We start from the raw sequence: 26,431 nt of genomic DNA on the forward strand, positions 1-26,431 counted from the left end.
TAAGAAATCCATTAAATATTAAATGAGGTTTCATACCCAGAGTCCATTGTAAATTCTAACACAACCTTTCTGAAACGAACAGTATCTTACCTTTGCTTGTATGAGCATTGCTCATTTTTTAAAAAGAAACCATACTGCTGGCTATTATTTGCAAGGTGATAAATCCAATCACCTTCGAAAAGAAAATGCCTTTTATTTCTTAAAGATGGGAAATTAATTTTGTGAAAATGCAGCCGCATGTTACGATAAGTTTATATTTACCTGACAATACAATTTCTAATATAAGTGTAGAAATGGAGGTTTTTGGATGATAGAAATTTCTCGAATCAATAAAAGCTTTGATGGACATCATCATATTATCCAAGATTTATCATTGACCATCCCAGATGGAAAAATCGTCGGCTTTCTTGGACCAAATGGCGCTGGGAAATCTACCACAATCAATATGATGACCGGTATCTTACCCATCGATAAAGGAACAATTACTTTAAATGGCATTGATATTGATAAAGAGCCCTTAAAGGCAAAAGAGATTTTTGGATTTGTTCCAGACCGTTCTGATATTTTTCTGAGGCTAAAAGGCTTGGAATACCTTAATTTTATTGCTGATATTTATCAGGTTCCTGAGGACGTGCGGCAGGAAAAGATAGCCTATTATACAAAACAATTTTCAATCGACCATGCCTTGGGAAATTATATTCAGAGTTACTCTCATGGAATGCGGCAAAAAATAATGGTTACTTCTGTACTGCTGCACGATCCGGATATTTGGATTTTAGACGAACCATTAACTGGTCTGGATCCAAAATCGTCCTATGCTTTAAAACAAATGATGCGGGAGCACGCTGATAAAGGAAATACGGTTTTCTTCTCCAGCCATGGCCTGGAGGTCGTAGAACAGCTCTGTGATGAAGTGGCAATTATTAATCACGGAGAGCTTTTATTTTATGGAACAATTGATGAACTGCAGGCAGAATATCAAACCGACCAATCTCTGGAAAATGTATTTTTGGAGCTAACCAATGATGCGTAATACATGGACAATTACAAAAATAATGTTAAGAATGCAGTATTCTTCAGCAGGCAAACAAAGTAATACATGGATTTATATTATTGTTTCCCTGATTCTTATTCCATTTTTTATTATGCTTATGCAAGGAATACATTCTATGGTTACACATGCTTATCACATGCTGGCTGAAGTAAACCAGGAAAGTATGCTACTCGGTTTGGCATTGCTTTTTATTGCAGCTATCCTGTTTTTTCTTTCATTTATTATGATTTTATCTGCTTTTTATTTTTCTGATGATATTACAGCTTATATTCCACTGCCGGTACATCCTTATCAATTATTGGTTGGCAAAGCAGCAAATCCGCTAATTTATAATTATGGCATTGCAGCACTTTTATTTCTGCCATTTTTATTTATGTATGGAAGTATCAGCAGTGCGCCTATTCTATTTTATGTCTATGGCTTCATTTTGTTTATCATTTTTCCAATTATTCCATTTAGTCTTGTAGCGGTTATCCTGATGTTTATCATGCGTTATGTCAATATCGCCAAAAACAAGGATCGCTCCAAAATCTTTATGGGTATCGGTTCCTTACTATTTGTTATTCTCGTTAACGTACTTGTTCGTCTCAACATGGACGATGCGGCAATGCTTGATACGTTTACGACCTATATGCAGGAGCAAGAAGGTTTACTGCGAATGATAACCATGATCTTTCCACCGGCTTATTTCGGAGCAGGCAGTCTCCATTTTGCGGCTGATTGGTCCGGTCTTCTTTTCCTGCTTGCACTTCTGGCTGTGTTTATCCTTTGTGTTCTCTTATTTATTTGGGCTGGACAGCGATTTTATTTGAAGGGTGTCCGGGGAATGAGTTCGGGAAGCAAAGGAAATTTATCAGCTAAAGCATCTCAAAAATTAACACAGCAGCGTTCAATTTTAAAAACATATCTGCTGAAGGAATTTAAAATGATTTTTCGCACCCCTGCTTTTCTAATGCAGTGTGTCATTCAGGCATTATTTTTCCCGGTATTTATAACGGTGATTCTATTTTTGGATATGGGAAATGATCTGGCAGCACTTGTCTCTGCTGCACCAGAAAAAAATCTTTTTCTGACCTTATTTATGATATCGATTTTTTTATTAAGTACCAATGTTACAGCCTCCACTGCTATTTCCAGAGAAGGAGCAAGCATAAAATTAAATTTATTTTTGCCAATACCATTTCAGCATTTGATAAACGCAAAATTATATGTTGCCTATCTTATGTCTATGCTGCCGTTTTTATTGCTTATTGGTGTCGGCATTTATGTAAACATTCCAATTCATATATTCATTGGCTGGATAGGAATTACCTTGCTGTATAATTGGTTAGCCGTCGTGATTAACTTCTTTATTGATGTCTATCATCCAAAGCTTCACTGGACAGACGAACAGGAATTATTTAAAGGGAGATTCATCCCTTTCTTTATTTCGCTTGGACAAATTGCTCTTTTCGGGATGATAACGATTATTCTTTGGAATATGAATATAACGAATGTTTATCTGATTATGCTTATTTTACTGCTTTCCACGTTCATTGTTACCGATATAGCACACATTTATTTACGTAAAAAAGTATCGTTAAAAACATTGCAAAACCTGGGAAACTAATTGAAAAAAGACGCCCTGGCAATTCATCCGCCAGGACGTCTTCTTGTTTTTCAGCAAATAGGGCATTCGAGCAAAGGCTTGGGCGCCAGTGCATAAGAGATTTTTGAAAGCAGAAGCCCGCTTATCGAAATCCCTTTCACGAATACCAGGTTTTTTAATCATTAACAGTAGTAGCCACCCGTGTAGCACTGGTTGCCGCCGGAGTATGCTGTTCCAATAATAATCAACAAAATAAATAACACAACTAATAACGCAAAGCCCGCTGAGCCAAAGCTTTGACGATTATCACAACATTCTTCTCTACCCATGTGTATATAACCTCCTCTATTCGAACTACTTTAACTTATGCAGCTTCATTCAAATTGGGAAGGCGAATGACTATTTTTTTTGAAAAACTCCCCTTCGTTAAGCTTTACCTGGATGACCATATACTGATTCCAACGTGTCCGCACATCCTATGTATACTGACAAAGCGCTTCTAAACCCGAGCACTTTGATCCTGCACAATTTAAATTTTTACTATGCTGAAAAAAATTTTGACCAATAAGAAAAACCACCTTCTAAAAAGTGGTTTTAGTGCTTGTCCATAAAATAATTATCAATTATTTCCCAGACTGATTCTGATTATTCATCGCCCGCATCATTTGATTAATTTTCTTCTGTGACGGCTTCTGGCCCATTTGCATCATCAATGTACGAAGCATTTGCTCATTTATTGGCGGATTCTTTTTCAAGTAGTTCATCATATATTTTCTAGCAATGAAAAATCCAAGAGCAACACCAGCAATTAAAGCTGCAATTGCAATTAATACTACCCATATCGTACTCATGTTACAAAATTTCCTCCTTCGTGTTGTCTCTAATACAGTATATTAGATTAGAGGAAATTATACAACACTTGACTTTCATCATTGAGCTCTTTTATAGATTTAGGAGAAATCCATCCATATTGTGGTGTATCTTTTCCTTGGACAAAGAAATAAGGATGAATATCTTCTAATATAGGAAAAAGCAGTGATACCGCAACGGCTAAATGGCGACACCTTAAAATCAATTCCCCATTTTCAATATATAAGCAGAGTGATTCTTCTCCTTTTTTTACAAGCACTCTATTTCCAATTCGTTTCACATAAATATCCGGCGAAGAAAACGTCTTTAAATGCATAGCAAACTTGTAAAAATGGATTTTTCGAGTGATAAATCGAAATTGCTTTCTAATTATTACTTCGTCCTCTTTTTCAGCACATTCTAAAAAGAAACGATGTAATAAATCACTTTTATGATAATAATTTTTTGCTACATTTTCTTCTATCCAATAAATTGCGTATTCATTCATCACGTATTCCCCCTTTGACTATCATTATAGAGGAATCTATTTCCGAAAGTTGTCATAATAGTGTGCAAAGAACAACTTCTTTTGTCGAAACAATAAAGAAAACTTGGCGTCTACTTTTCTCTTTCAGGAATTTAAGAGAAGTCTGTCAATCTGCTGATTTTTGATTTCTGCTTTCCCCTACTTGAATTTCTTTTGAAACATTTTTTCCATATCATCATTGATACAATTATCATATCAAATAATTATGTTATACTATCAAGGCTCTTCACCAAAATCAATGGTTGATATTAATGAATAGATATGAGTAAAGAGACTAATTAGCGCAGTATTTTTCCGTAGCGGTTACCACTATCAATTTAACTACTGTCTGTCAACCATTGATTTTGGTATTGATCCACTATCAAACAACCAATTACATTCACCAAAAATGGGAAGCAGCATAAATTAATTAAACAAAAGCCCAAAATTTCAAATCAAAAAGGAAGTGTCTTCTTGAGAAATTATTATTATGTTACGGCAAATACAGCGGTGGGATTTGTGAATTTACTGCCTTCCAATTTAGAACGTATACAGCAAATCTTTCGTTTAAAACACTCTTCTCAAACGGTGAAAGCAAAAATTTTAAAAGATATAATCACAAAATATGAAGCTACCTATGAAGTAGAAGTGTTAAAAAGTGCGTTGGGTGAACATTATTTGGATGGTGTGGTTATACCTGAAAAGAGACTCGCTTTTTTAAATGATTCCATTATACCAGATGATATGCGTGAAGGAATCGAACTGGATTTAAATCGATTTACACAAGACATTTCGGTAAGAAAAGAGAAACTAGAAGAAAAATTCATTCACTACACAGAAAAAGCATATAAACATTTGGAAACAGGGTTACGCATACATGATGATCTGGAAGAGATCTATATTAAAGAAATGAACTTTAAGCGGGCGAATGAAATTGCCGATACGTTTATTCAAGAAGTCTTAGAAGGACAATCGAAGAAGGATCAAGATGGCCACGAGTATCACCGCCTTTTTGGTACCACAACTGTAGATGGTCCGGTCAATGTCGTCCCTCATATTACAGAAAAACTATCCTGCGTTTTTTATGTAAAAGGGAGAGCTGGAACAGGCAAGTCAACATTTATGAAAAAAGTAGCGAGTGCTTGTATTGAATATGGTTATGATACTGAAATTTATCATTGTAGTTTTGATCCAAATAGTATTGATATGGTATTAGTTCCAGATTTGGATTTTTGTATATTTGACAGTACTGATCCCCATGAATTTTTCCCAACTAGAGAAGGGGAAGTAGTTATTGATTTATACGAAGAAACCGTCACGCCTGGAACAGATGAGAAATATGCTGGTGAAATTAACAAAATAAATAACCATTATAAATCCTATATGAAAAAAAGCGTTGCAGAGCTGAAAAAGGCTGGAAAATATTTGGAAACTATAGAGCAACAGTTTTCCTGCACCGAACAAGAACGGAAAGAAATCATCCATTTTATCGAGCAACAATTATAATAGATACGAAAGAAGAGAGATGCTAGCATCTCTCTTCCTCATGACATAAAATATTTAAATATTCCTTATTTCGTCACTTCTTCTACTAATTGAACAACGTTATCTACTGTAAAACCAAATTTCTCAATCAATAAATCGCCATTCGCAGAAGCACCAAAACGGTCAATTGTGAGTGTTTTTCCTTCAAAGCCTACATAACGGTCCCATCCGAATGACGCAGCCATTTCAATCCCGACTCTGGCTGTGACTTCTTTTGGAAGTACTTCGTTTTTATATGCTTCATCCTGCGCTTCAAAGCGATCCCATGAAGGCATACTTACTACCTGTGCATCGACACCTTTTTCCTTCAATGCTTCCTGTGCTGCAACTGCCAGTTGAACCTCGGAACCGGTAGCTAAAAGAAGCGCATCCGGTGTTTCTTTTTCGGATTTACTTACAATGTACGCACCTTTTTTAACCCCTTCATAGGCTAATTCTGCGGTATTTGCTAAGGTAGGCAGGTTTTGACGTGTCAATACAAGCGCTGTCGGCTGATCTGTTGATTCCAAAGCTAAGCGCCATGCTGCCTGTACCTCATTCGCATCCGCTGGACGGATTAATGAAAGATGAGGCATCGCACGTAAAGCAGCTAATTGCTCCACAGGCTCATGGGTCGGACCGTCTTCCCCGACTGCAATCGAATCATGCGTAAACACATACGTTACCGGCATATTCATAATCGACGCCAGACGAATGGATGGACGTAAATAGTCACTGAAGACAAAGAAGGTTCCACCGAAGACATGAAGTCCTCCGTGAAGCGCCATGCCATTTAAAGCAGCACCCATTGCATGTTCACGTACACCAAACCAGATATTACGTCCGGCATAATCTGCCTTGGTAAAGTCCGCTTCGTCATTGATTGTTGTTTTGTTCGAACCGGCAAGGTCGGCACTTCCGCCAAAGAAATTCGGAACGGATTTAGCTACAGCGTTTAATACTTCCCCGGAGGACGCACGTGTAGCAAATTTAGATCCTTCTTCAAATACAGGAAGATTTTCATGCCAGTTTTCAGGAAGCTCTCCTTTTAAAGCAAGCTCGAACTGTTTTCCTAATTCCGGATAGGCTTCTTGATAAGCAGCAACCAGCTCGTCCCATGCTGCTTCTTTTTCGGAACCGTCATTCACGATTTTTTCTTTAAAGTCAGCATATACTTCCTCCGGCACATAGAAATCTTCATGCGTCCATTTATAGGCTTCTTTAGTCAGTTTCACTTCATCTGCCCCAAGCGGTGCGCCATGGGAAGCACTGGAAGCAGATTTATTTGGAGAACCATAACCGATAACTGTTTTTACTTCAATCAATGTCGGCTGGTCCTGGTTTTGCTGTGCTTCTTTGATTGCCTGGCGAATGGCGTTGACATCATTGCCGTCTTCCACCCGCAATACCTGCCAGCCATATGCTTTAAAGCGTTGTTCCGTATTCTCAGAGAAAGAACGGTCTAAATCGCCGTCTAATGAAATATCATTGGAATCATACAAAGCAATCAGTTTACCTAAGCCCATATGGCCGGCTAACGATGCAGCTTCATGCGAGATTCCTTCCATTAAGTCTCCGTCACTGACAATCGCGTATGTATAATGATCGACCACATTATACTTTTCTTTATTATACACAGCACCTAAGTGTGCTTCCGCCATTGCCATTCCTACTGACATCGCAATGCCTTGTCCCAATGGACCCGTTGTTGCTTCTACACCATCCGTATGATGCACTTCCGGATGTCCCGGTGTTTTCGAATCCCATTGGCGGAATCCTTTTAAATCATCGATAGATACATTATAGCCTGATAAGTGTAACAGACTGTACAGCAGCATGGAACCATGACCTGCAGACAATACAAAACGGTCACGATTGAACCATTTGGAATGCTTTGGATTGTGATTCATAAAATCTGTCCAGAGTGTATACGCCATCGGTGCCGCACCCATCGGTAATCCCGGATGCCCGGAGTTTGCTTTTTCAATTGCATCGATGGAGAGCGTGCGAATGGTATTGATGGATAGTTCCTCAACTTGTTGTGTCATTGTTTTTCTCCTTCCACTTCAAAACATATTCTGTTTCTTCCTCTATTTTATAATGAAATCCGATACGATACAAGCTAAGTTAATATGATGTATCAGTGTTTCTTATTACGTTCCTGGTAATCACGAAGCTTTTGCGGGGTCACATCATTCCCGGCCGGGTCAATGACTGTCATCCCTTTTAGATGATTTTTAAAAGAACCCCGTACATTTGCCAGGTATTCTTTTCGAAGATTTTGCTGTTCTGTTTTTTCTTCTTCTGTTAAGCCTTCACTTTTCGCTTTATTAGCTAACATATTTATTCTATTTAATTTATCTTTAGACAACATAGCTTGTCCCTCCTTCGATTAAAAAAACAGGAGTTAAAATAACCTTCCTGTTTCTTTATCTTACGTCACGATTCACTTTCATTCAAGGAATTGATATATTCCTGGTAGCGGCGATGGATGGTTGCCTTTGATGCATGAAATCCAAGTCCTTTTAAAACTGTTGTGATTTCTTGAAACGTTAATTTATTCTGCCGCAGCCGCACAATCTCTTCCATCGGAATTTCAGCGCGTTCTCTTCCCGGGGATTGATTGATATGATGTAAATTTTCTTGAGGGTTATACCCATTTGATACAGCACGTCGCATTCCCCTTTTTATTTTCATATTATGTAGTTTACGCTGATATTCTTCCACTATACCGACGATGTTCAACACCATCGAATCCGCTTCATTCAGCTCAAGTTCTCCTTCATGGGTAACCGTGTAAATGGGGATATTAATTTTCCGGAGCTGATGAAATAAAGCAATTTTTGTATTTCCTCTTCCAAGCCTTGTTTCATCTTGAATACAAAGACAATCAGCTTCTTGATGAGAAAAATAATCAAGAAGCTTAAATATGCCATCTCTATCAATGTCATAGCCGCTGGCCTTCTCCTGAATACAATCCACAACCGTAAAATTTAATTTATCGGCCAGCGCAGATAACTCTTCATATTGTCTTTGAAGTGATGTTTCTTGTGTTTCTTTTTCTGTACTTACCCGACAATAAATAATCGTTCTCAATGTTTTATCCTCCAATAATAAACCGCTCTTTTTCAACTTTTCGGTGACAATTCTTTACAGAATCTGTCTTACCAGCATATTTGCTCTCTACAAAATAAGCAAGGAAATCAGTCGTCTGGTCAATCACTTAAATTGTAACCATCATCGTATATAAAAATATTAACGCAATAATAAAAGCTACAATATAAAAAGCATCAGACTTCATCAGTTTTTCAAACATATTAAAACTCCCCTTCGATATTTTATCTGGTTCCGGAACAGTTGTTCTTACTATAGTATATTCAGAACAACTGTTCCTGTCAATACTTTTTAGAACATTTGTTTGTAAATTGATTCATTCAATGCTATACTATGAATAACAAATACCTATGCTAGAGGGGAGTAAGTCATGACAAAACTATCAAAAAGACAGCAGATGATTTTTGACTTTATTAAAGATCAAGTAGAGCAGAAGGGCTATCCGCCTTCCGTACGTGAAATTGCAGTAGCTGTCGGGTTAGCTTCAAGCTCTACTGTTCACGGTCATTTAGAAAGATTAGAAAACAAAGGATATATTCGGAGAGACCCGACCAAACCTCGTGCCATCGAGATCATATATAATAATGAGAATGATGCGCCTAAGGATAAGGCCATTTATGTACCTGTAATAGGGAAGGTAACAGCCGGAATCCCGATTACTGCGATTGAAAATGTGGAAGAGTTTATTCCCGTTCCCAGCTCTTCTGCCGGACCGGAGGATAATCTGTTTGTACTTGTCATTGATGGAGACAGTATGATTGAAGCAGGCATCCTCGACAAAGATATGGTTATCGTAAAACAGCAAAGCTCTGCGGATAATGGAGATATCGTTGTAGCAATGACGGATGAAAATGAAGCGACTGTCAAACGTTTTTTTAAAGAAAAGACCCGTTTCCGCCTCCAGCCCGAAAATGCAACGATGGAACCTCTCTATTACGAAAACGTATCTATTCTCGGCAAGGTAATCGGCTTATACCGTCATATCCACTAAAAGGAATGTGCTTTAGAGCAGGAGCATGCGGGCAGTATAAGCTGCACATAGCAGAAACGTTAGAACATCCTCTATAGGTGATTTTATCGGCCAGTCAAAAAAGGTTAACGGGCACATTTGTCAGATGTGCCTGTTAACCTTTTTTCTAGTATAAAATTAATCCATTCATAATATGCTTAATATAAAGTACAAGTATAAGGAGTGTATAAAATTGACTGAAACGTTAAAAAAGAAACGCTGGCTTTATCTTCCAATCACCATTATCAGCTTTATTCTGGGAATTATCTATTTAACAAAGGTTGCAGATTATTTAACACTGCCATTTTTATCAGCTCTTCTCATCATTGTCACTTTTTTAGAAGTTTACCCGGACAAGAACTATTTTTCCAAAAAGAATTTGATAAAAATCATTTCTGCTCTTGTGATTATTGCTCTTGCACTTTGGTACCAGGTTGCTGTTTTTATTCTTGGATAAGTGAATAAAGCATATACACAGCCTTTCATTTTATAAAAAGAAAACCGTTCTAATCAAAAAATAAGTAATGTCCCAACTTTTTAGAATATTTATTAAAAACACAAATTTTGCAATTTACTTATAACAAATAAAATTGTACAACTCTTTTCTTCATAAATGGCTGTACTGCTTCCTGTTTATTGGATGCATCGGCAGGTTTTATATAATTTCCTTCTGTGACAATACGGGTTGCTAGTTATTTAAAGCTTTTTGTCAATACTTGCAGGCCATATTACGATACCTTATGCTCCAATCGTAATCGGTCAGCTACCATCGCAATAAATTCAGAATTCGTCGGTTTTGCTTTAGAAATATTGATGGTGTAACCAAATAATGCTGAAATGGAATCAATATTCCCTCTGCTCCAAGCTACCTCTATTGCATGGCGAATTGCTCTTTCTACACGGGAAGCAGTTGTATTGAATTTTTTGGCGATATCCGGATAAAGCACTTTTGTGATGGACCCCAAAAGATCAATATCATTATAAACCATAGTAATTGCTTCTCTTAAGTACATATATCCTTTAATATGCGCAGGCACGCCTATTTCATGAATAATATTGGTTATATTCGCTTCCAGGTCCTGCTTTTTCTTACTTTCAATATTTGTTTTCGTCACATTTGATACTCTGGAAACCGCACTTCCCTGAACCTGCAGAATTTGATCAGCCAGATTCTGTATGTCAAACGGCTTCAGGATAAAATAAGAAGCTCCTAAATCAACTGCCTTCTTCATCACTTCTTCCTGACCAAATGCAGTCAACATAATAATATGTGGTTTTTTAGTTAATTCCATTTTTTTAATTTCATTTAAAACAGCTATTCCATCCATATGCGGCATAATAATATCTAATACCAGCACATCCGGTGTTTTCTCTTCAATCAACGGGAGGCAGTCCCTTCCGTTTAATGCTGTTCCGACAATTTCAATTTCTTCCTGTTCCCCAAAAAAGTCCTCCATTAATTGTATTAACTCACGATTATCATCAACAAAACACACAGATATTTTACTCACTAAAAAATCCTCCTTTTGCTTTTTATGCACCTATATCATATTCTACAAAAAACATAAATATCCTCTTTAAAATCAAAAAACTTTTGATTTATTTCGATTTTCTCAAGTATTCTTCGTTTTTCTCTTTTTTTCACCAACTTTCGACACAATTTTCAACGTATTATTGTATCCGTTTTCATTATATCAGATAGTAGTTGGAAATAAAATGCATATTTCCAATAAACATACTATATTTTAATGATTATTTAAAAACTAAAAAATGTCTATAATAGCAAACGCTACTACAGACATTTTTAATTATTGATTTATTATTTTATTCTGTTAGGGAAAAGAAAGCTTAACCGGAATGACAGCAGCTGCTACGCTGCAGCTTCATTCAAATCAGATTGAATAATATCTGCATCTTCAAGCATCCATTCGATATGAACACCGTATCCCGAGGTAGGATCATTTACAAACACATGTGTTACTGCACCGATAACCTTGTCATTTTGAATAATAGGGCTTCCGCTCATTCCCTGAACAATTCCGCCAGTTAATTCTAATAATCGCGGATCGGTAATTTGAATAACCATTCCCTTTGTAGATGCTGATTTTTGAGGAACACTGCTGATAATTTCAATGTCAAATTCTTCAATCTTCTCTCCATCCACTACAGTAAGAATTTTTGCAGGCCCTTCTTTGACTTCATGGGATAGTGCGACAGGAAAGGTTTCATCATATTTTTCATGATTTACCTCCTTTTCTAATACCCCAAATATTCCATAATCCGTATTTTTCGTGATATTACCAATTCTTTTTTCTTGCGTTTGAAAGGAAGCTTGTTTTTCTCCCGGTAAACCATTATCACCCTTTTCAATTGCAGTTACAGAAGAATGGATAATGGATCCCTGCTTGATGTCAATCGGTTTCTTCGTATCCATATCCGAAATAACATGTCCTAACGCGCCATATTTCCCTGTTTCCGGCTCGTAAAATGTCATTGTTCCAATACCTGCTGCTGTATCTCTGATATATAAACCAATTTTGTAAGCATTTTCTTTTTTGTCGAAAATCGGCTGCAGGTTTGTTTCAATATACTTATCTCCGCGTTTCAGCTTGATTTGCATTTTTTTATTTTCCTTACCGCTGTGATCAACAATCGGTTTAATGTCTGTCATATGATTGATCTTTTGACCATTTATTTCAACAATTGTATCACCAATATTTATTTTAGCGGCTTCTCCCGGAGACTTTACTCCTTCAGACATTTTCACTTGATGATGACCGACAACCAGTACACCTTTCGTTTCTAACTGCACTCCAATGGATTGTCCTCCCGGTACTACTCTTACATCCTCCAGACGTTGATGCTGCCCCTGATTATCCTCTTTATTCGTATGCTCTTCATTATTGAAAAAAGGAAGGATAGGATAGTCTTGAAAAACCTCTTTATACCCTTGCATGGAAGTATCTGCGTGGATAAAGGAAGGGGAAATAAAAAACAATATAAAAGCAAGCGATAATAGCGAGCTGATTTTATATGTCCATCTGATTTTGTTTGTTTTGCTCATAAATCGTCTCCTCCTCATACAAAAAATATTATCTTTCTGTACATATACTTTTTGCAGTTGGAGGGCAGTTTAAACTGGAACAACCTATGTGATATGTGTATCTTTTCCTCTAAAAATATAGATAAACGGACGTATAGTGTTGTTATTCTTAAGATGCAAAAGGACATGTGATTAACGAAATTTGTAAGTACAGGAAAAAGAAAAAACCGGTACAGTTATTGTCCGATTTTTTTAACGTTTTTATCCCTTTAATTTGATTTTTTAAAACGATCTGCCAATGTTAACATTTCTTTCGCATGTTCTTTTGCTGTATCTGTTAATTTTGTTCCAGTAATCATCCGGCTTAATTCCTCAATCAGTTCCGTATTATTTAATTCAATAACAGAAGTAAAAGTGCGATTTTCCTTTTCCTTTTTCTGAATAAATTTATGCGTATCTGCCATAGCAGCGACCTGCGGAAGATGTGTAATACACAGAACCTGTGATTCCAGCGATATTTCATGGATTTTTTCAGCAATTGCCTGTGCGACTCTTCCGCTGACTCCGGTGTCCACTTCATCAAAAATAACACTCGTAATGCCCTGATGCTTTGAGAAAATCTTCTTCAAAGCAAGCATGATTCTTGATAATTCTCCTCCTGAAGCTATTTTTGTGAGGTCTTTTAAAGGCTCGCCGACATTGGTGGAAATGCGGAAAAGTATTTTATCATAGCCGTTTGATTTCAGCTTCCGCTGCGTTGAATCCTCAAAATCAATGGAAAAGGTCGTCTTTTCTAAATAGAGGTCTTTTAATTCCCGGTGGATATCGTTCGTTAATGTTTCCGCGGCTTGTTTTCGTAAGTGATGAAGCTGATCTGCTTCTAATAAAGCATCCTTTTCAACCTCATCAATTTCTGTTACAAGTGTATTTAAATGCGTTTCCCGATTTGTAATCTGTTCGATTTCTTCTTCAACGCGTCCTAAGTAGTCTAACATTTCTTCCACCGTTGGACCGTATTTACGCTTTAATCTGTTCAATTCATCCATCCGCTGTTCAATCTCATTCAGGCGCTCCGGATTAAATTGCAGCTGGTCAAGATAATTGCGAATATCATACGTGAGTTCTTCCAGCATATAATAATGATTAGATATACTGTCCAATTTTTCAGCAATAAAAGGATCTAAATCTGCTCCGTCCTGTAAAGCTGATTGTGCGTGGCTGACTAATTCTAATCCATGCTGCTCGCCATATAAAGAAAAATAAGCATCCGAAAGAGATTGATGTATCCTTTCATAATTTGCAAGCTGATTGCGCTCTTCTTCAAGCGCCGTATCCTCATTCGGGATAAGCTGTGCTTCTGTTAATTCCTGCTGTTGGAATTGGAGCAGATCCAGGCGCTGTGCCATCTCCTGCTCATTGTCATTCAGGCTGCGGTACTTTTTCTTCAGATTTTCCAGACGGTTATAAATATCCTGATAATCCTTTTTTGCTTCCTTCATGTCATCTCCAAGATAGAGATCTAAAAAATCAATATGCTGCTCATTATCCATCAGCGATTGCGTCTCGTGCTGACTATGGATATCAATCAATGTTTTTCCAAATTCCCGGAGAATAGCCAGTGTCACTAATTTACTATTTACACGGCAGATGCTTTTTCCAGAGGAGGTTATGGTCCGCTGAAGTACAATTTGTTCATCACTGATTTCAATCCCATATGCTTTTCCTACTTGGTAAATAGGGTGCTTTTCGTGATCGATGAAAAATAATCCTTCAATCTCCGCTTTATTCGATTCATGTCGAACAAAGTCTACAGAACCTCTTGCTCCGGCTAATAATTGGATAGCATCAATGATAATCGATTTTCCTGCACCAGTCTCCCCCGTCAAAACAGTAAGGCCTTCTTGAAAGTTTAAGGATAATTCTTCAATAATCGCAAAGTTTTTTATAGATAATTCAGTTAACATGCTGCCTCACCCCGACTAAATAATTTTAAAGCATTCCAATTAATCGATTTTTGATATCCTCCGCATGTTCAGGTGTCCTGCATATAATTAAACAAGTATCGTCCCCGCAGATGGTTCCCATGATTTCTTCCCAATCCAAATTGTCGATCAAGACGCCGACTGCGTGGGCATTTCCAGGGAGTGTTTTTAAAATAATAAAATGACTTGCATTCTCTATTTTGACAAACGTATCCACAATCAACCGCTGCAGTTTTTGCAGCGGATTAAAACGCTGATCTGCAGGCAGGCTATACTTATATTGACCTGTATTCGTCGGTACCTTTACCAATTGCAGTTCTTTAATATCCCGTGATACGGTAGCCTGTGTGACGTTATAGCCAAGATTTTTTAATGAATCGACAAGCTCATCTTGTGTTTCAATAATGTTTTCTGTGATCAGTTCACGAATTTTAATATGGCGTTGTATTTTACTCACGTATAAACCCTCCTTATAGTGCATACATCTTCTTATAATGTGATATGTCATGTGTTCCAGAATTATTGAGTCAATGCCTGCTGTGCTTCCCTGACAACTTCTTCTAATCCGATTTCTTTTGGCGTTTCTTCATTTCTCCATTTGAAATGTGCCAGAAATTCAATATTGCCTTCTGTTCCTTTAATAGGAGAGTATGTTATATCTACTAAAGTAAATGAAGCCATCGCTGCATAATTTACCACTTTTTCGAGAACCTCCAGATGAATTGCCGGATCTCTGACAATCCCTTTTTCACCAACCTGGTCTCTTAAAGCCTCAAATTGCGGCTTTATTAACGCAATAACATCATTCTTTTCATGCAGTAATGTCGCCAGAACAGGGAATATATGCTTCAGCGAAATAAAAGAAACATCAATAGAAGCAACTTCAGGCAAACCATACTCGAGCGTCTCTGGTGTAACATGTCTGAAGTTTGTCCGTTCCATCTCAATCACACGAGGGTCGTTCCGGAGCTTCCAATCTAATTGATTATAGCCGACATCAATGGCATAGCATTTTTTAGCGCCATTTTTTAAAGCACAATCTGTAAAACCACCTGTCGACGAGCCGATGTCCATAAAAATTTTATCTGAAATAGACACTGAAAATAATTGAAGAGCTTTTTCAAGCTTATAGCCGCCGCGGCCTACATATTTTAAACGTTTATCTTTGATTCGGAGCGGCTTATTGACAGGAACAAGGCTTCCCGGCTTATCCACACGCTCTTCTCCTGAATAAACCAGTCCCGCCATCACCGCACGTTTCGCTTTTTCCATATCTTCCGCCAATTCTCTTTCTACTAATAGCTCAGCAATTTTTTTCTTTTTTTTCATAACCCGTTTCCTTTACATAATATAATGTGTCAACACACGCTTTTAGTGGTCTCTTTCACTAAAGTAATCCGTCAACGCTTTTAAAAGAGAATCTTCTGCGCCGGCTAATTTCAAGTTCTCATATGCTTGTTGAACGTATTTTTCTTTTTGCGCAATTGCACCTTCCAGGCCTAATAATTTAGGGTACGTGCTTTTTTCGTTTAATTCATCGCTGCCTACCCGTTTTCCCAGCTTTTCTTCCTCGCCGGAAACATCCAGGATATCATCCTGCACCTGAAAAATAAGCCCTAAATAATAAGCATATTTCTCTAAATAACGTACCTGCTCTTCTGTTGCATTTGCTAAATACGCTCCTGCAAAAATAGCGAAACGAATCAGTTCTCCTGTTTTCAAGGCATGAATTTCTTCCATGGCTTCTAACGAAACAGATTGTTTCTCTGCTTCCATATCAAGAATCTGTCCGCCGACCATCCCTTTCGGACCGCTGCAGGCAGTTAATTCTCTGGTGAGCGTCACCTTTTCATCTGCAGTAAGCAATGGATCATTTAGAATTAATTCAAAGCTGTAGGTCAACAAGGCATCGCCCGCAAGAATGGCTGTAGCTTCATCAAATTTTTTATGATTCGTTAACATACCGCGCCGGTAATCATCATCATCCATGGCCGGCAAATCATCATGAATGAGTGAATAGGTATGTATCATCTCAAGAGCAATCGCCGATGACATCGCTTTTTGAACATCCTGGCCGTATGCTTCATAGCTGGCAAATAATAAAATAGGACGCAATCTCTTTCCTCCGGCATCTAAGGAATAAAGCATGGACTGTTTTAAATTACCCGGTATTTCCAGCTTGTTAAAACAGCTTGTATACGCTTTTTCGAGCTCCTCCTGATAATACGTTAAATATGCCTGTAATCGTTTATGCGCCATCTTATTTGTCCTCCTCTACTTCAAACGGCTCCAGTTCACCCTGCTCATTTAAAATATGAACCATTTTTTCCTGTACATTGGTTAATTTTTTATTGCATAGCTTAGAGAGCTTCATCCCATCATGATAATACTCAATCGCTTTTTCAAGAGGAACATCGCCTTCCTCCAGTTTATTGACAATAACTTCGAGCTTTTCCATCGCTTGCTCAAAGGTTAATTCATCATATTTCTTTTCTTCCGCCACTCTGATCTACCTCCTTTATCTTTTGTACGTTTGCATGCAGATATCCGTCCTGCAGCCGTACATCGATTGGATCTCCTTCGTTCACATCCTTGATGGATTTAATCACATCACCATCTTGACTATAGCTGATCCCATAACCTCGTGCCATAACAGCAAGCGGGTTAACCAGTGTTAATTTGTTGATAGAAGTCTGTAAGTCGCTTTCTGATTTTGCAAACAGCTGTTTCATGGATCGGTTTAACTCCGCCAGCAATTTACTATTTTTATCTGCTGCTGTTTTTATTTCCTGCTCCGGATGCTGTGTATCCAGCCTCTGTTTAAGATGCGTGTAACGAAGCTGCTTCTGTTCCATTCTTGCTTTTAACGACTTGTTTAATGAATCCAGCATCGAATCCAGTTCTTGTTCTTTTTGGGCAATCAGCTGTTTCGGGTATTTAAATGCATAGGTTTGGCTTAATGATTCCAATCGTTTACGATGCATTTGTATATCTGTACGCATCACCTGTGACAGACGCTGCGCTAAATACGATACTTTATCAAGCTGTTCCTTTTGCGAAGGGACAGCTAACTCAGCTGCTCCTGTCGGCGTCGGCGCACGTAAATCAGATACAAAATCAGCAATTGTTGTATCTGTTTCATGCCCCACAGCAGAAATAACAGGAATCTCCGATGCATAAATCGCTCGTGCCACTGCTTCTTCGTTAAAGCTCCACAACTCCTCAATCGACCCGCCACCGCGGCCGACAATCAAAACGTCATACTCCTCTGGAAAAGCATTCGCATATTGAATCTTTTTCACAATGGAACTGGTCGCCTGCGGACCCTGCACAGATACCGGCAGCACTGTAATCTTCACAGAAGGTGCTCTTCTTTCAATCGTTGTCACAATATCACGGACAGCTGCCCCGGTTGGAGATGTAATGACGCCGACATGATTCGGGTAAGCAGGAATCTTTTTTTTCTGGTCATCAAGAAATAAGCCTTCTGTTTGCAATTTTTCTTTCAATTGCTCAAAAGCCTGATACAACGCCCCGATGCCGTCTGGCTCCATGTCACGGATATAAAGCTGATATTGCCCGCTTGCTTCATAGACACTTACCTCTCCCCGAATAAGCACACTCATGCCATTTTCCGGACGAAAAACAAGCCTGCTGTTATTCGAAGAGAACATCACTGCCTGGATACGGGCATTATCATCCTTAATGGTCATATACATGTGTCCGCGGCTATGGTGTTTAAAGTTAGATATTTCCCCTCGCAGCCAAACCTGTCGCAGATGGGGGTCTGTATCTATCTTACGCTTCACATACCTGGTTAGTGCAGTAACCGTCAGATAATTATCTTTCACTTTTCAGACAGTCCTTTAGCAGCCTTGATGGTATTTTTTAAAAGCATTGTAATCGTCATCGGACCGACACCGCGGGGAACTGGTGTAATATAAGATGCTTTTTCCTTCGCACTTTCAAATTCCACGTCACCAGTCAGCTTGCCATTGTCCATGCGGTTAATACCAACATCGATAACTACTGCTCCTTCTTTCACATAGCTTCCGTCAACAGCATGCTCTCTGCCCATGGCAACTACTAAAATATCTGCTTCCAACGCAAGTTCACGAAGGTTCTGCGTACGGGAATGACAATATGTAACTGTCGCATTTCTCTCTAACAGCAATAATCCCATCGGTTTTCCGACAATATTGCTGCGTCCGATAATCACAGCGCGCTTCCCTTCTATTTCAATATTTTTAGATTCAAGCATCGTCAGAATCCCATAAGGAGTACAAGGCAAAAAGGTTTCTTCTCCATTTACAAGCTTTCCAATGTTGACCGGGTGAAAACCATCTACGTCTTTTAAAGGAGAAATAGCGTGGATGACCTTTTGTTCGTCAATATGATCAGGCAATGGCAATTGAACAAGAATACCATGTACATCCTTATCATTATTCTGCCCTTCAATCACTTGTAACAGCTCCTGCTCGGAAACCGATTCCGGCAGCTCAATTAAGTTGGACGAGATCCCCGTGAAATCACATGCTTTTTCTTTCCCTTTCACATAAGATTTAGACGCAGGATTATCTCCTACCAGAATAACCGTTAAATGCGGGTGGATATTCTGTTGCTTTAAAATCTCTACTTCATGTTTCATTTCTTCTTTTAACTCATCTGACAGCTCTCTTCCGTTTAATAACTCTGCAGTCATGATCAATTCCCTCCTTATGAAATAACCTTTGATAAGACACCATTAATGAATTTACCGGATTGTTCATCTCCAAATGTATGCGCCAGCTCTACCGCTTCATTGATAGTTACATTTTGGGGGATATCCTCCATGTATAATAATTCATAAACAGCAAGTCTTAAAATAGTGCGTTCTACAGATGCAACTCGCTCGAGCGACCATTTTTCCAGGTTCTCCGATATTTTTAAATCAATTGTTTCTTTATACGTAATTACGCCTTCAATCAACATAGACAGAAATACGTCTTTCCGCTCTTCTTCCTTCAATGATTCCATTGCTAAACTTACCTCATCTTCATTCATATCTAACTGAAAAAGCGTCTGAAACGCTTTTTCTCTAGCTTTATGTCGATTCATCACACGTCTCCTTCTACATTCTTTCATTTACTGTTAAAATCATAACACGTTTCCCTTATTTTTGGCTAGGATACCGTATGCCCGCTTTTTTAAGAAAAATAAAAAAGAATTTACAAAGCTGAAGCCTTTTTTGCCAATTTATCAAAAAGAAAAACACAGGTCATTTGCCTGTGCTTCTCTTTGTTTTAAAACGTATATTCATACATCTGTCTTTATTTTTATTTTTTGAGGCATGAGTCATAAGGTATGTTCAAAAAATAACTAAATCTTTCCGCTTCTCATTTGAACATTTATTGTACTTGTATTTATACAATTTCCTGATTATCCATTTGAATACCTGCTACATGAACATTAACTTCTTCCACCTGGATAGAAGTCATGGTTTGAATATTATGCTTAATATTCGTCTGCAGCTTGGCAGCAACCTTTGGAATCGATTTTCCAAATTTAAGGATTACATAAATATCAATAATAGCACCATTATCCGTTAATTCTACGCGGACCCCTTTACCGTGGGATTTTTTGCCAAATTTCTCCGCAACACCCGTTGCAAAGCTGCCGTGCATTGATTTTACCCCATCTACTTCCGTTGCAGCAAGTCCTGCGATAACTTCAAGGACTTCCGGTACAATCTGTACACTGCCTAAGCTATCATCTTCAAGTATCTCTAATAATAGTTGATCACTCATTGCCTTCACTCCTTATTTGCTATCCTCATCTTCCTTTTCTTCGATGATTGGATATTCAGTTAAGAAATTCGTATTGAAGTCTCCCTCTTTAAACACAGGATGGCTCATGATTTGATATTGGAATGGAATGGTTGTATGCACTCCTTCAACAACAAACTCTTCCAAAGCACGCTTCATACGTTCTACGGCTTCATTTCTGGTGGAAGCATAAACGATAAGCTTCGCGATCATGGAATCGTAATATGGTGGAATTCTATATCCGCTGTAGGCGCCGGAGTCCACACGAACTCCAAGTCCACCAGGCGGCAGATACATTTCAATCTCCCCTGCGGAAGGCATAAAATTCTTATATGGATTTTCCGCATTAATACGGCATTCGATTGCATGTCCCTCAAATGTAATATCTTCTTGGGTAAACGCAAGCTCCTGACCGTCTGCAATTCGAATTTGTTCTTTAATCAGATCCACTCCGGTAACCATTTCTGTTACAGGATGCTCTACTTGAATACGGGTATTCATCTCCATAAAGTAAAATGCTTCCGATTGTCTGTCAAAAATGTATTCAATCGTTCCTGCACCGACATAATCCACGGCTTGAGCAGCTTTTACAGAAGCATCTCCCATCCGTTCTCTCAGTGTTTCATTGATTGCAGGGGAAGGTGATTCCTCCACTAATTTCTGCAGACGGCGCTGGATGGAGCAATCTCTTTCTCCAAGATGAACAACATTTCCATGCGTATCAGCCAGTATTTGAATTTCTACATGTCTAAAGTCTTCGATATATTTTTCAATATAGACACCTGGATTTCCAAAGGCGGTTTCCGCTTCCTTTTGTGTTAATTCCATTCCTTTTATTAGCTCTTCTTCGGAGCGGGCCACGCGGATTCCTTTTCCGCCGCCCCCGGCAGTTGCTTTAATGATAACAGGATAGCCTATTTCCAAAGCAATTTCTTTTGCATGCTCTACCCCTTCAACAATTCCTTCTGAACCAGGTACAACCGGTACATCAGCAGATTTCATTGTTTCCTTGGCGACATCCTTAATTCCCATTTTTTGAATGGCTTCTGGTGTCGGACCGACGAAGATTACATTGCATGCTCTGCAAATCTCTGCAAAGTCAGCATTCTCTGCTAAAAATCCATACCCCGGGTGTATCGCATCAGCCTCTGTCGACAATGCAACACTCATAATATTAGTTATGTTTAAATAACTGTCTTTACTCAGTTTTGGTCCAACGCAATATGCTTCATCCGCCAGCTCCACATGTAATGACTCTTCATCCGCTTCAGAATATATTGCAACTGTCTCTATGCCCATCTCCTTGCAGGCACGGATAATTCGGACAGCTATTTCTCCACGATTGGCAACTAATAGCTTTTTAATCAATTATTCCATCCCCTTACTTCTTCTTTACTCTAAATAATGGCTGACCATATTCTACAAGCTCGCCATTTTCAGCTAAAACTTCCACAATCTCTCCATTGGTTTCCGCTTCAATCTCATTAAATAATTTCATCGCTTCCACAATACATACGACTGTATTTGTATCTACTGTGCTTCCTTTTGTCACAAAAGGATCGCTGTCTGGAGAAGAAGAAGTATAAAATGTCCCGACCATCGGGGAAACAATCTCATAATCATAATCCGCTGAAGCCTGCGGCATTTCCTCTGCTTTTATATTTGGCTGTGTGTTTACTTCAGGCTCTGGTTCTTGAACTGCCGGAGCTTGAGGTTCTGCTGCGGCTTGAGACTGTGATTGAACGGTAGTAGTAACAGACCCTGTATTTTTTTTCATAGCTATGACTGCACCGTTCGCCTCATAAGAAAATTCGGTTAATGATGATTTATCGACCATTTGAATAATTTCTCTAATTTCATCTACTTGTAACATATTGGCACTCCTCATTTCGATTGTTATCTTTTTATAATTTCATGCTGGCTGTTTCATTACCTTCTAATATATTACGATAGAATGAACAAAAACATCAAGTCTACCGTAATCAAATCTGTATTAACTGGATGAAAAGCTGTTTTTATTATTATAACAGTTAATGCCTGTTAATGTTGGGATAAACTTGTTTTTTACATTTGTAAAGCCAGCAGCCCAAGGCGGGCTGCTGGCTTGTTGTTTTACTCTTCCGTTTCGGTTGTGTCTTCTGATTCTTCTCCTTCTTGGACTTCTCCCGTTTCTTCTGTCTCTTCTGTTTCGGCTGCTTCTTCTGTTTCCGTTGTATCTTCCATGTCTGTCGTTTCAGCAGTTGGCTGGAAATTAACTTCTGCTTTGACATCTTCTCCAAATTCATCACGGGCCATTTGCATGATATTCGCTGCTTCTGTTACAGGCAATTCTTCGGTTTTTACATGGATATGAACTTTTCCATTATTGGAACGGACAAGTACATCCTCATATTCCGTAGAAGCCAGCAGCTGCTCCTGAAGAATCAATTCTTTCGTTTCTAATTCCTCTAAGCCATCTATTTCTTGCAATGCTTCATCTTTTTCAGTAGCTGATGCATTAGCAGAAGCCACTACATCCGTTAACTGGCTTTTCTTCCGGCTGCGTTCATCCTGGATTTCCATACGGATGGTTGTAAACAATTCATCGCTGTCTACATTTTCTATATTATCCACTTCAATTCCTTCCTCAGATTGGGTTGCAGGAACCACATCCTCTGAAGCTGCGTCCTGCCCATCGTCCACAAAAGCTAAATCATTCCCATTTGCTGAAAAGATATAATAGACACTTAAAACAACCATCAAGCTTAACATCGTGAGTAACCATACTGTTTGTTTTTTTAACATACATTCTACCTCCTTAATTTTTAGGCATCACTGAGATTTTATGTGAAGGGACATCTAATACTCTGGATACTGCTTCAATGACTTGACTTTTCATCGATTGACTTTCCATGCCTTGTGCTACAATAAATACGCCCCGTACTTCCGGCTGTTTGGTTTGTACCAATAAAGGTGTTTCCTGATCGCCCTGACGATAAAGCACGACCTGATGATCATCCGTCTGATCCTCAACCACTCTAGAACCTCCGTTACGATCCGTTTCGTCTGTCGTCTGTTTACCTGTTGTTCTATTTTTTTCATAGACCTGCTCACTTGTTGCTTCTAAATTGATCATTACTTCTGTTTCTGAAACACCATCCATCTGATTCAGCATGCTGGATAATTGTTCGCCTAACTCATTCTCCAGGTCTTCTACTTCACCACCTGCCGATTCTGAAGCCGCTTCTTCCGAAATTTCCAGCTGTGAATCGTCATAAGGCACGGGCTGAACCTCCTCTTCCGGTTTTAATACATTACTGATAATCATAAATAAAATTCCCACCAGTCCTAAAATAACAATAAATCCTATTTTTTTAGACGGCTGCTTTTTTTCTTTCCCCGAAGCTTGTTCGCTATCCGTGGTCTGTTTTAAAAAGTGAGTCAGTTTATTTTTCAAAATCCCTCTCCTTCCCAATAGACCGTTATTTCTTTATCCTCAATTTCCCAAATTTCTTTTAAACTGGCCTCCATCTCTTGTAATGGCTCTTCCGAATGCGTTTCCTCCTCATTGCCCCATTCAATAACCACATCTTCAACCGTGTTCATCGCTCCTTCCCCTGGTTCTGATTCTGTTATATAAACAATGACCTCTGTCAGCTCCTCGTAGGATACGGAGTCCATTACAGAAAATTGGAAATCAATAGAGGCAATCTCTGCGTTAAATTCCTCTTTTAATGGTTCTGCCGCTATTTTTTCCAATTCAATAGCCATTTGTTCTAAAATATATGCATCTTGTCCACTTTCTATTTCTTTTTTTTCTAAATCTATTTGATTTTCTATCGAAGGCTGTCCTTGAAACTGACTTTCTATTTTGTTCATTGAGCTTGATATAGCAGTATTTATATCCGTATTAAACAAATAAAAAACAGGTTGAAGCAGAATCAAAATCAAGATTAAACTAATCGCCAGCCGCACATATTTTTGCAGATGATTTGCCGGCACAAGCAAATCGATTACGGAGGCCAGAATGATAAATAAAATAATCTGTGTCACCCAGTCTGTAAATATTTCGATTCTCATCAACCCCTATCTTAGTAAGACGGTTAAATTACTTGCTGCGACAATGATGACAATCCCAAGAAAGAACATCAGGGAGACTGCCAGCAAACAGGCTAAGATAAATAAAATATACGTGCTTACTGTATTTAAGCATTGCACGATCGGGCCCCCGCCAATCGGCTGTAATATTGCTGCCGCCAGTTTATAAATTATTGCAATGACTCCCACTTTCAAAGCCGGGAAAGCGACAATAAACAAAATAATAAACAGGCCAATCATGCCGACAGCATTTTTTAAAATGAGGGAGGCACTAAGAATGGTATCCGCAGCATCGGTAAATGTCCGTCCTAATACCGGTATAAAATTTCCTGTTACAAATTTAGCTGTTTTCATTGCTACTCCGTCTTGGATTGCTGTCGCAGTCCCCTGAACAGAAATAACCCCCAGGAAAATAGTTAAAAAAATTCCCAGACTGCCTACAGCAACGTTTCTAAAGAGATTGGCCAAATGCGTTACTTTAAAATGACTATTTAAACTGCTGATAATAATCAGCATGGCGGAAAGAAATAATAAAGGTAAAACAAAGGCTGAAATAAATACACCGCTAAAATGAATAAAGAATATAATAATCGGGTGAAAGAAAGAAACAGAAATCACATTGCCAAAGCTCGCCATCATTCCCAATACCAGAGGCAGCAGTGCAATCATAAAGCTTTGCATCGTATCAATCGCATCTTTTGTATATGAAGTTGCCAGATAAAAACTATTCAGTACGATAAACAACAGGACTAAAAAAACCACAAAATAAGCAACCTTGCTGACGGTTGTCTGCTCAAATGCAGATTGAATCGACTGGAGCACAACAGCAAATAAGGTCAGCATTAAAAGAGTCCCTAAAAGTTTTCCGTTGATAATCAGCTCATGGAGGAGGTAGCGCAAAAAATGCATCAGAATATCTTGAATGGAGAAGCTGTTTCCATTTTTAATCCATTCATAGATACTGATTTTTTGTAAATCAGGTAAGTTATCTCCGTACTCCATGATCAGCTGGTCCCAATAGGATTGAATTTCATCCAGTGAAATCTCATCTAATAAAGAGTTTTGAAGGGTTTCCTCCTCCTCTTCGGTCATTGGAGCATCCTCAGCTTGGACAACTGCTGAATTTCCTTGGCTAATAACAAGAGCGATAAATAGCATACATAGTATTCGGAGTAAGTTGACAGGTCTTTTAGACAATCTGGATACTCCCTTTCCCGGCTTCATTTTCTTTCGCCAATCAAACATTAGGGATAAAACCGATAATCGCTTCGATTACCGCAGTAATAATTGGAACAGCAAGCAGTAAAATAAATATTTTTCCTGCTAATTCAATGTATTTGGATACAGAATTCAGACCGGCGTCCTTCGTCAGATGAGCTCCGATTTCAGCAATATAAGAAATACCGATAATTTTTAAAATCGTTGTTAAATAAAGTCCTTGCACATTCGCCTGGTCGCCCAGCTTCCGAATGGTTTCAAATATTAATTGGACTTGCTGAATGATGGAGAAAAAGATAACAATACCCGTAATAAGAATAATTAAAAAAGCAAGCGAAGGCTGTACCTCTTTTACCAGGATATATAATATACTTGCGAGTACACCTAAAATCGTAATCTGGAGAATATCCATATCCAATCTCCTTAAAATAGAAATACAGATCTGATTTGCTGAAATAAATCTGAGAGTCCGTTCACCACGATGAGCAGAACAAGTATAAAGCCGATCAACGTAGCAAATTGGGCAATTTCTTCCTTGCCCATCTGTTTTAAAATCGTATGGATAAGCGCTACAATTATGCCTATACCAGCAATCTGAAATAGTATCAATGCATCCACAAACATGTACTTGCTCCTTCCCTGA

The 26,431-nt window shown here is 38.4% G+C and carries 30 protein-coding genes; 5 read left to right on the top strand and 25 right to left on the bottom strand.

The genetic code is table 11. From position 1 onward, the window contains the following. The first annotated feature begins 307 nt into the window (after positions 1-307). Both BN997_RS19245 and BN997_RS19250 read left to right on the top strand, forming a co-directional pair. A complete protein-coding gene (locus tag BN997_RS19245) occupies positions 308-1,033 on the top strand; it encodes an ABC transporter ATP-binding protein (RefSeq protein ID WP_042534678.1) in 726 nt (241 codons plus the stop codon). After that, positions 1,023-2,663 carry a putative ABC transporter permease subunit gene (locus tag BN997_RS19250; protein WP_042534679.1) on the top strand — a complete coding sequence of 547 codons (1,641 nt, stop codon included), beginning with the start codon at positions 1,023-1,025 and terminating at the stop codon, positions 2,661-2,663. Before BN997_RS19245 ends, BN997_RS19250 begins: the two co-directional genes overlap by 11 nt. A gap of 161 nt (positions 2,664-2,824) precedes the next feature. On the opposite strand, the gene BN997_RS22775 is transcribed toward BN997_RS19250, so the two are convergent. The 3 genes from BN997_RS22775 to sirA all read right to left on the bottom strand — a co-directional run bounded on the left by BN997_RS22775 (position 2,825) and on the right by sirA (position 3,999). Then, the gene (locus tag BN997_RS22775) at positions 2,825-2,971 is read right to left on the bottom strand and encodes a YjcZ family sporulation protein (protein ID WP_084612989.1); all 147 of its coding nucleotides are present in this window, start codon (positions 2,969-2,971) and stop codon (positions 2,825-2,827) included. 294 nt (positions 2,972-3,265) lie between these two features. Then, positions 3,266-3,493 carry a YneF family protein gene (locus tag BN997_RS19255; protein ID WP_042534680.1) on the bottom strand — a complete coding sequence of 76 codons (228 nt, stop codon included), beginning with the start codon at positions 3,491-3,493 and terminating at the stop codon, positions 3,266-3,268. A gap of 47 nt (positions 3,494-3,540) precedes the next feature. Next, positions 3,541-3,999 (bottom strand): sporulation inhibitor of replication protein SirA, encoded by a 459-nt coding sequence (gene sirA, locus BN997_RS19260; RefSeq protein ID WP_042534681.1) that lies wholly within the window; start codon positions 3,997-3,999, stop codon positions 3,541-3,543. Positions 4,000-4,491: 492 nt separating this feature from the next. Between sirA and BN997_RS19265 the strand changes: the two genes are divergently transcribed. Beyond that, positions 4,492-5,523, top strand: a complete 1,032-nt coding sequence (locus BN997_RS19265) for a hypothetical protein (protein ID WP_042534682.1) — start codon at positions 4,492-4,494, stop codon at positions 5,521-5,523. Positions 5,524-5,588: 65 nt separating this feature from the next. Here BN997_RS19265 and tkt read toward each other — a convergent pair whose 3' ends face one another. From tkt to BN997_RS19280, 3 genes are all read right to left on the bottom strand, one after another. Beyond that, positions 5,589-7,589, bottom strand: coding sequence for a transketolase (gene tkt / locus BN997_RS19270; protein ID WP_042534683.1), 2,001 nt, complete (start codon positions 7,587-7,589; stop codon positions 5,589-5,591). A 92-nt stretch (positions 7,590-7,681) separates the two neighbouring features. Continuing rightward, positions 7,682-7,915 carry a DUF896 domain-containing protein gene (locus tag BN997_RS19275; protein WP_042534684.1) on the bottom strand — a complete coding sequence of 78 codons (234 nt, stop codon included), beginning with the start codon at positions 7,913-7,915 and terminating at the stop codon, positions 7,682-7,684. Positions 7,916-7,980: 65 nt separating this feature from the next. Next, positions 7,981-8,637 (bottom strand): YneB family resolvase-like protein, encoded by a 657-nt coding sequence (locus tag BN997_RS19280; RefSeq protein WP_042534685.1) that lies wholly within the window; start codon positions 8,635-8,637, stop codon positions 7,981-7,983. A 388-nt stretch (positions 8,638-9,025) separates the two neighbouring features. Here BN997_RS19280 and lexA point away from each other — a divergent pair, with 388 nt between their 5' ends. Then, positions 9,026-9,646, top strand: a complete 621-nt coding sequence (gene lexA / locus BN997_RS19285; RefSeq protein ID WP_042534686.1) for a transcriptional repressor LexA — start codon at positions 9,026-9,028, stop codon at positions 9,644-9,646. A 211-nt stretch (positions 9,647-9,857) separates the two neighbouring features. After that, entirely contained in the window at positions 9,858-10,121 is a 264-nt protein-coding gene (locus tag BN997_RS19290) for a hypothetical protein (RefSeq protein WP_042534688.1), read from the top strand. Positions 10,122-10,392: 271 nt separating this feature from the next. Here BN997_RS19290 and spo0A read toward each other — a convergent pair whose 3' ends face one another. The 19 genes from spo0A to spoIIIAC all read right to left on the bottom strand — a co-directional run bounded on the left by spo0A (position 10,393) and on the right by spoIIIAC (position 26,412). Then, the gene (gene spo0A, locus BN997_RS19295) at positions 10,393-11,175 is read right to left on the bottom strand and encodes a sporulation transcription factor Spo0A (RefSeq protein WP_042534689.1); all 783 of its coding nucleotides are present in this window, start codon (positions 11,173-11,175) and stop codon (positions 10,393-10,395) included. A gap of 359 nt (positions 11,176-11,534) precedes the next feature. Beyond that, positions 11,535-12,728: a SpoIVB peptidase gene (gene spoIVB, locus BN997_RS19300; protein ID WP_139089148.1), complete on the bottom strand. Its 1,194-nt coding sequence runs from the start codon at positions 12,726-12,728 to the stop codon at positions 11,535-11,537. Positions 12,729-12,976: 248 nt separating this feature from the next. After that, positions 12,977-14,671: a DNA repair protein RecN gene (gene recN / locus BN997_RS19305; protein WP_042534691.1), complete on the bottom strand. Its 1,695-nt coding sequence runs from the start codon at positions 14,669-14,671 to the stop codon at positions 12,977-12,979. 25 nt (positions 14,672-14,696) lie between these two features. Continuing rightward, complete coding sequence (gene ahrC, locus BN997_RS19310; protein WP_040985350.1) at positions 14,697-15,146, bottom strand: transcriptional regulator AhrC/ArgR; 450 nt, start codon at positions 15,144-15,146, stop codon at positions 14,697-14,699. A 62-nt stretch (positions 15,147-15,208) separates the two neighbouring features. Then, positions 15,209-16,018, bottom strand: coding sequence for a TlyA family RNA methyltransferase (locus BN997_RS19315; protein WP_042534693.1), 810 nt, complete (start codon positions 16,016-16,018; stop codon positions 15,209-15,211). A gap of 42 nt (positions 16,019-16,060) precedes the next feature. Then, the gene (locus BN997_RS19320; RefSeq protein WP_042534696.1) at positions 16,061-16,948 is read right to left on the bottom strand and encodes a polyprenyl synthetase family protein; all 888 of its coding nucleotides are present in this window, start codon (positions 16,946-16,948) and stop codon (positions 16,061-16,063) included. 1 nt (position 16,949) lies between these two features. Continuing rightward, positions 16,950-17,192, bottom strand: a complete 243-nt coding sequence (locus BN997_RS19325; RefSeq protein ID WP_042534698.1) for an exodeoxyribonuclease VII small subunit — start codon at positions 17,190-17,192, stop codon at positions 16,950-16,952. Further along, positions 17,170-18,540, bottom strand: coding sequence for an exodeoxyribonuclease VII large subunit (xseA, locus tag BN997_RS19330; RefSeq protein ID WP_042534700.1), 1,371 nt, complete (start codon positions 18,538-18,540; stop codon positions 17,170-17,172). Before xseA ends, BN997_RS19325 begins: the two co-directional genes overlap by 23 nt. Further along, positions 18,537-19,391 (bottom strand): bifunctional methylenetetrahydrofolate dehydrogenase/methenyltetrahydrofolate cyclohydrolase FolD, encoded by an 855-nt coding sequence (folD, locus tag BN997_RS19335; protein ID WP_042534702.1) that lies wholly within the window; start codon positions 19,389-19,391, stop codon positions 18,537-18,539. Before folD ends, xseA begins: the two co-directional genes overlap by 4 nt. Before the next feature lie 14 nt (positions 19,392-19,405). Beyond that, positions 19,406-19,786: a transcription antitermination factor NusB gene (gene nusB, locus BN997_RS19340; RefSeq protein WP_042534704.1), complete on the bottom strand. Its 381-nt coding sequence runs from the start codon at positions 19,784-19,786 to the stop codon at positions 19,406-19,408. A 305-nt stretch (positions 19,787-20,091) separates the two neighbouring features. Beyond that, positions 20,092-20,475 carry an Asp23/Gls24 family envelope stress response protein gene (locus BN997_RS19345; RefSeq protein ID WP_042534706.1) on the bottom strand — a complete coding sequence of 128 codons (384 nt, stop codon included), beginning with the start codon at positions 20,473-20,475 and terminating at the stop codon, positions 20,092-20,094. Positions 20,476-20,487: 12 nt separating this feature from the next. Further along, positions 20,488-21,861, bottom strand: coding sequence for an acetyl-CoA carboxylase biotin carboxylase subunit (gene accC, locus BN997_RS19350; RefSeq protein WP_042534708.1), 1,374 nt, complete (start codon positions 21,859-21,861; stop codon positions 20,488-20,490). Positions 21,862-21,874: 13 nt separating this feature from the next. Beyond that, entirely contained in the window at positions 21,875-22,366 is a 492-nt protein-coding gene (gene accB / locus BN997_RS19355) for an acetyl-CoA carboxylase biotin carboxyl carrier protein (RefSeq protein ID WP_042534709.1), read from the bottom strand. 239 nt (positions 22,367-22,605) lie between these two features. After that, entirely contained in the window at positions 22,606-23,277 is a 672-nt protein-coding gene (locus tag BN997_RS19360) for a SpoIIIAH-like family protein (RefSeq protein ID WP_084612991.1), read from the bottom strand. Between the two features lie 13 nt (positions 23,278-23,290). Further along, positions 23,291-23,929: a stage III sporulation protein AG gene (gene spoIIIAG / locus BN997_RS19365; RefSeq protein WP_042534710.1), complete on the bottom strand. Its 639-nt coding sequence runs from the start codon at positions 23,927-23,929 to the stop codon at positions 23,291-23,293. Beyond that, positions 23,926-24,552, bottom strand: coding sequence for a stage III sporulation protein AF (gene spoIIIAF / locus BN997_RS19370; protein ID WP_226895092.1), 627 nt, complete (start codon positions 24,550-24,552; stop codon positions 23,926-23,928). Before spoIIIAF ends, spoIIIAG begins: the two co-directional genes overlap by 4 nt. Before the next feature lie 6 nt (positions 24,553-24,558). Then, positions 24,559-25,728: a stage III sporulation protein AE gene (gene spoIIIAE, locus BN997_RS19375; RefSeq protein ID WP_042536313.1), complete on the bottom strand. Its 1,170-nt coding sequence runs from the start codon at positions 25,726-25,728 to the stop codon at positions 24,559-24,561. A gap of 79 nt (positions 25,729-25,807) precedes the next feature. Continuing rightward, complete coding sequence (gene spoIIIAD / locus BN997_RS19380; RefSeq protein ID WP_042534713.1) at positions 25,808-26,200, bottom strand: stage III sporulation protein AD; 393 nt, start codon at positions 26,198-26,200, stop codon at positions 25,808-25,810. 11 nt (positions 26,201-26,211) lie between these two features. Continuing rightward, complete coding sequence (spoIIIAC, locus tag BN997_RS19385) at positions 26,212-26,412, bottom strand: stage III sporulation protein AC (RefSeq protein ID WP_042534715.1); 201 nt, start codon at positions 26,410-26,412, stop codon at positions 26,212-26,214. Positions 26,413-26,431 lie beyond the last annotated feature (19 nt).

The organism is Oceanobacillus oncorhynchi (assembly GCF_000821065.1).
GTDB lineage: Bacteria > Bacillota > Bacilli > Bacillales > Amphibacillaceae > Oceanobacillus > Oceanobacillus oncorhynchi.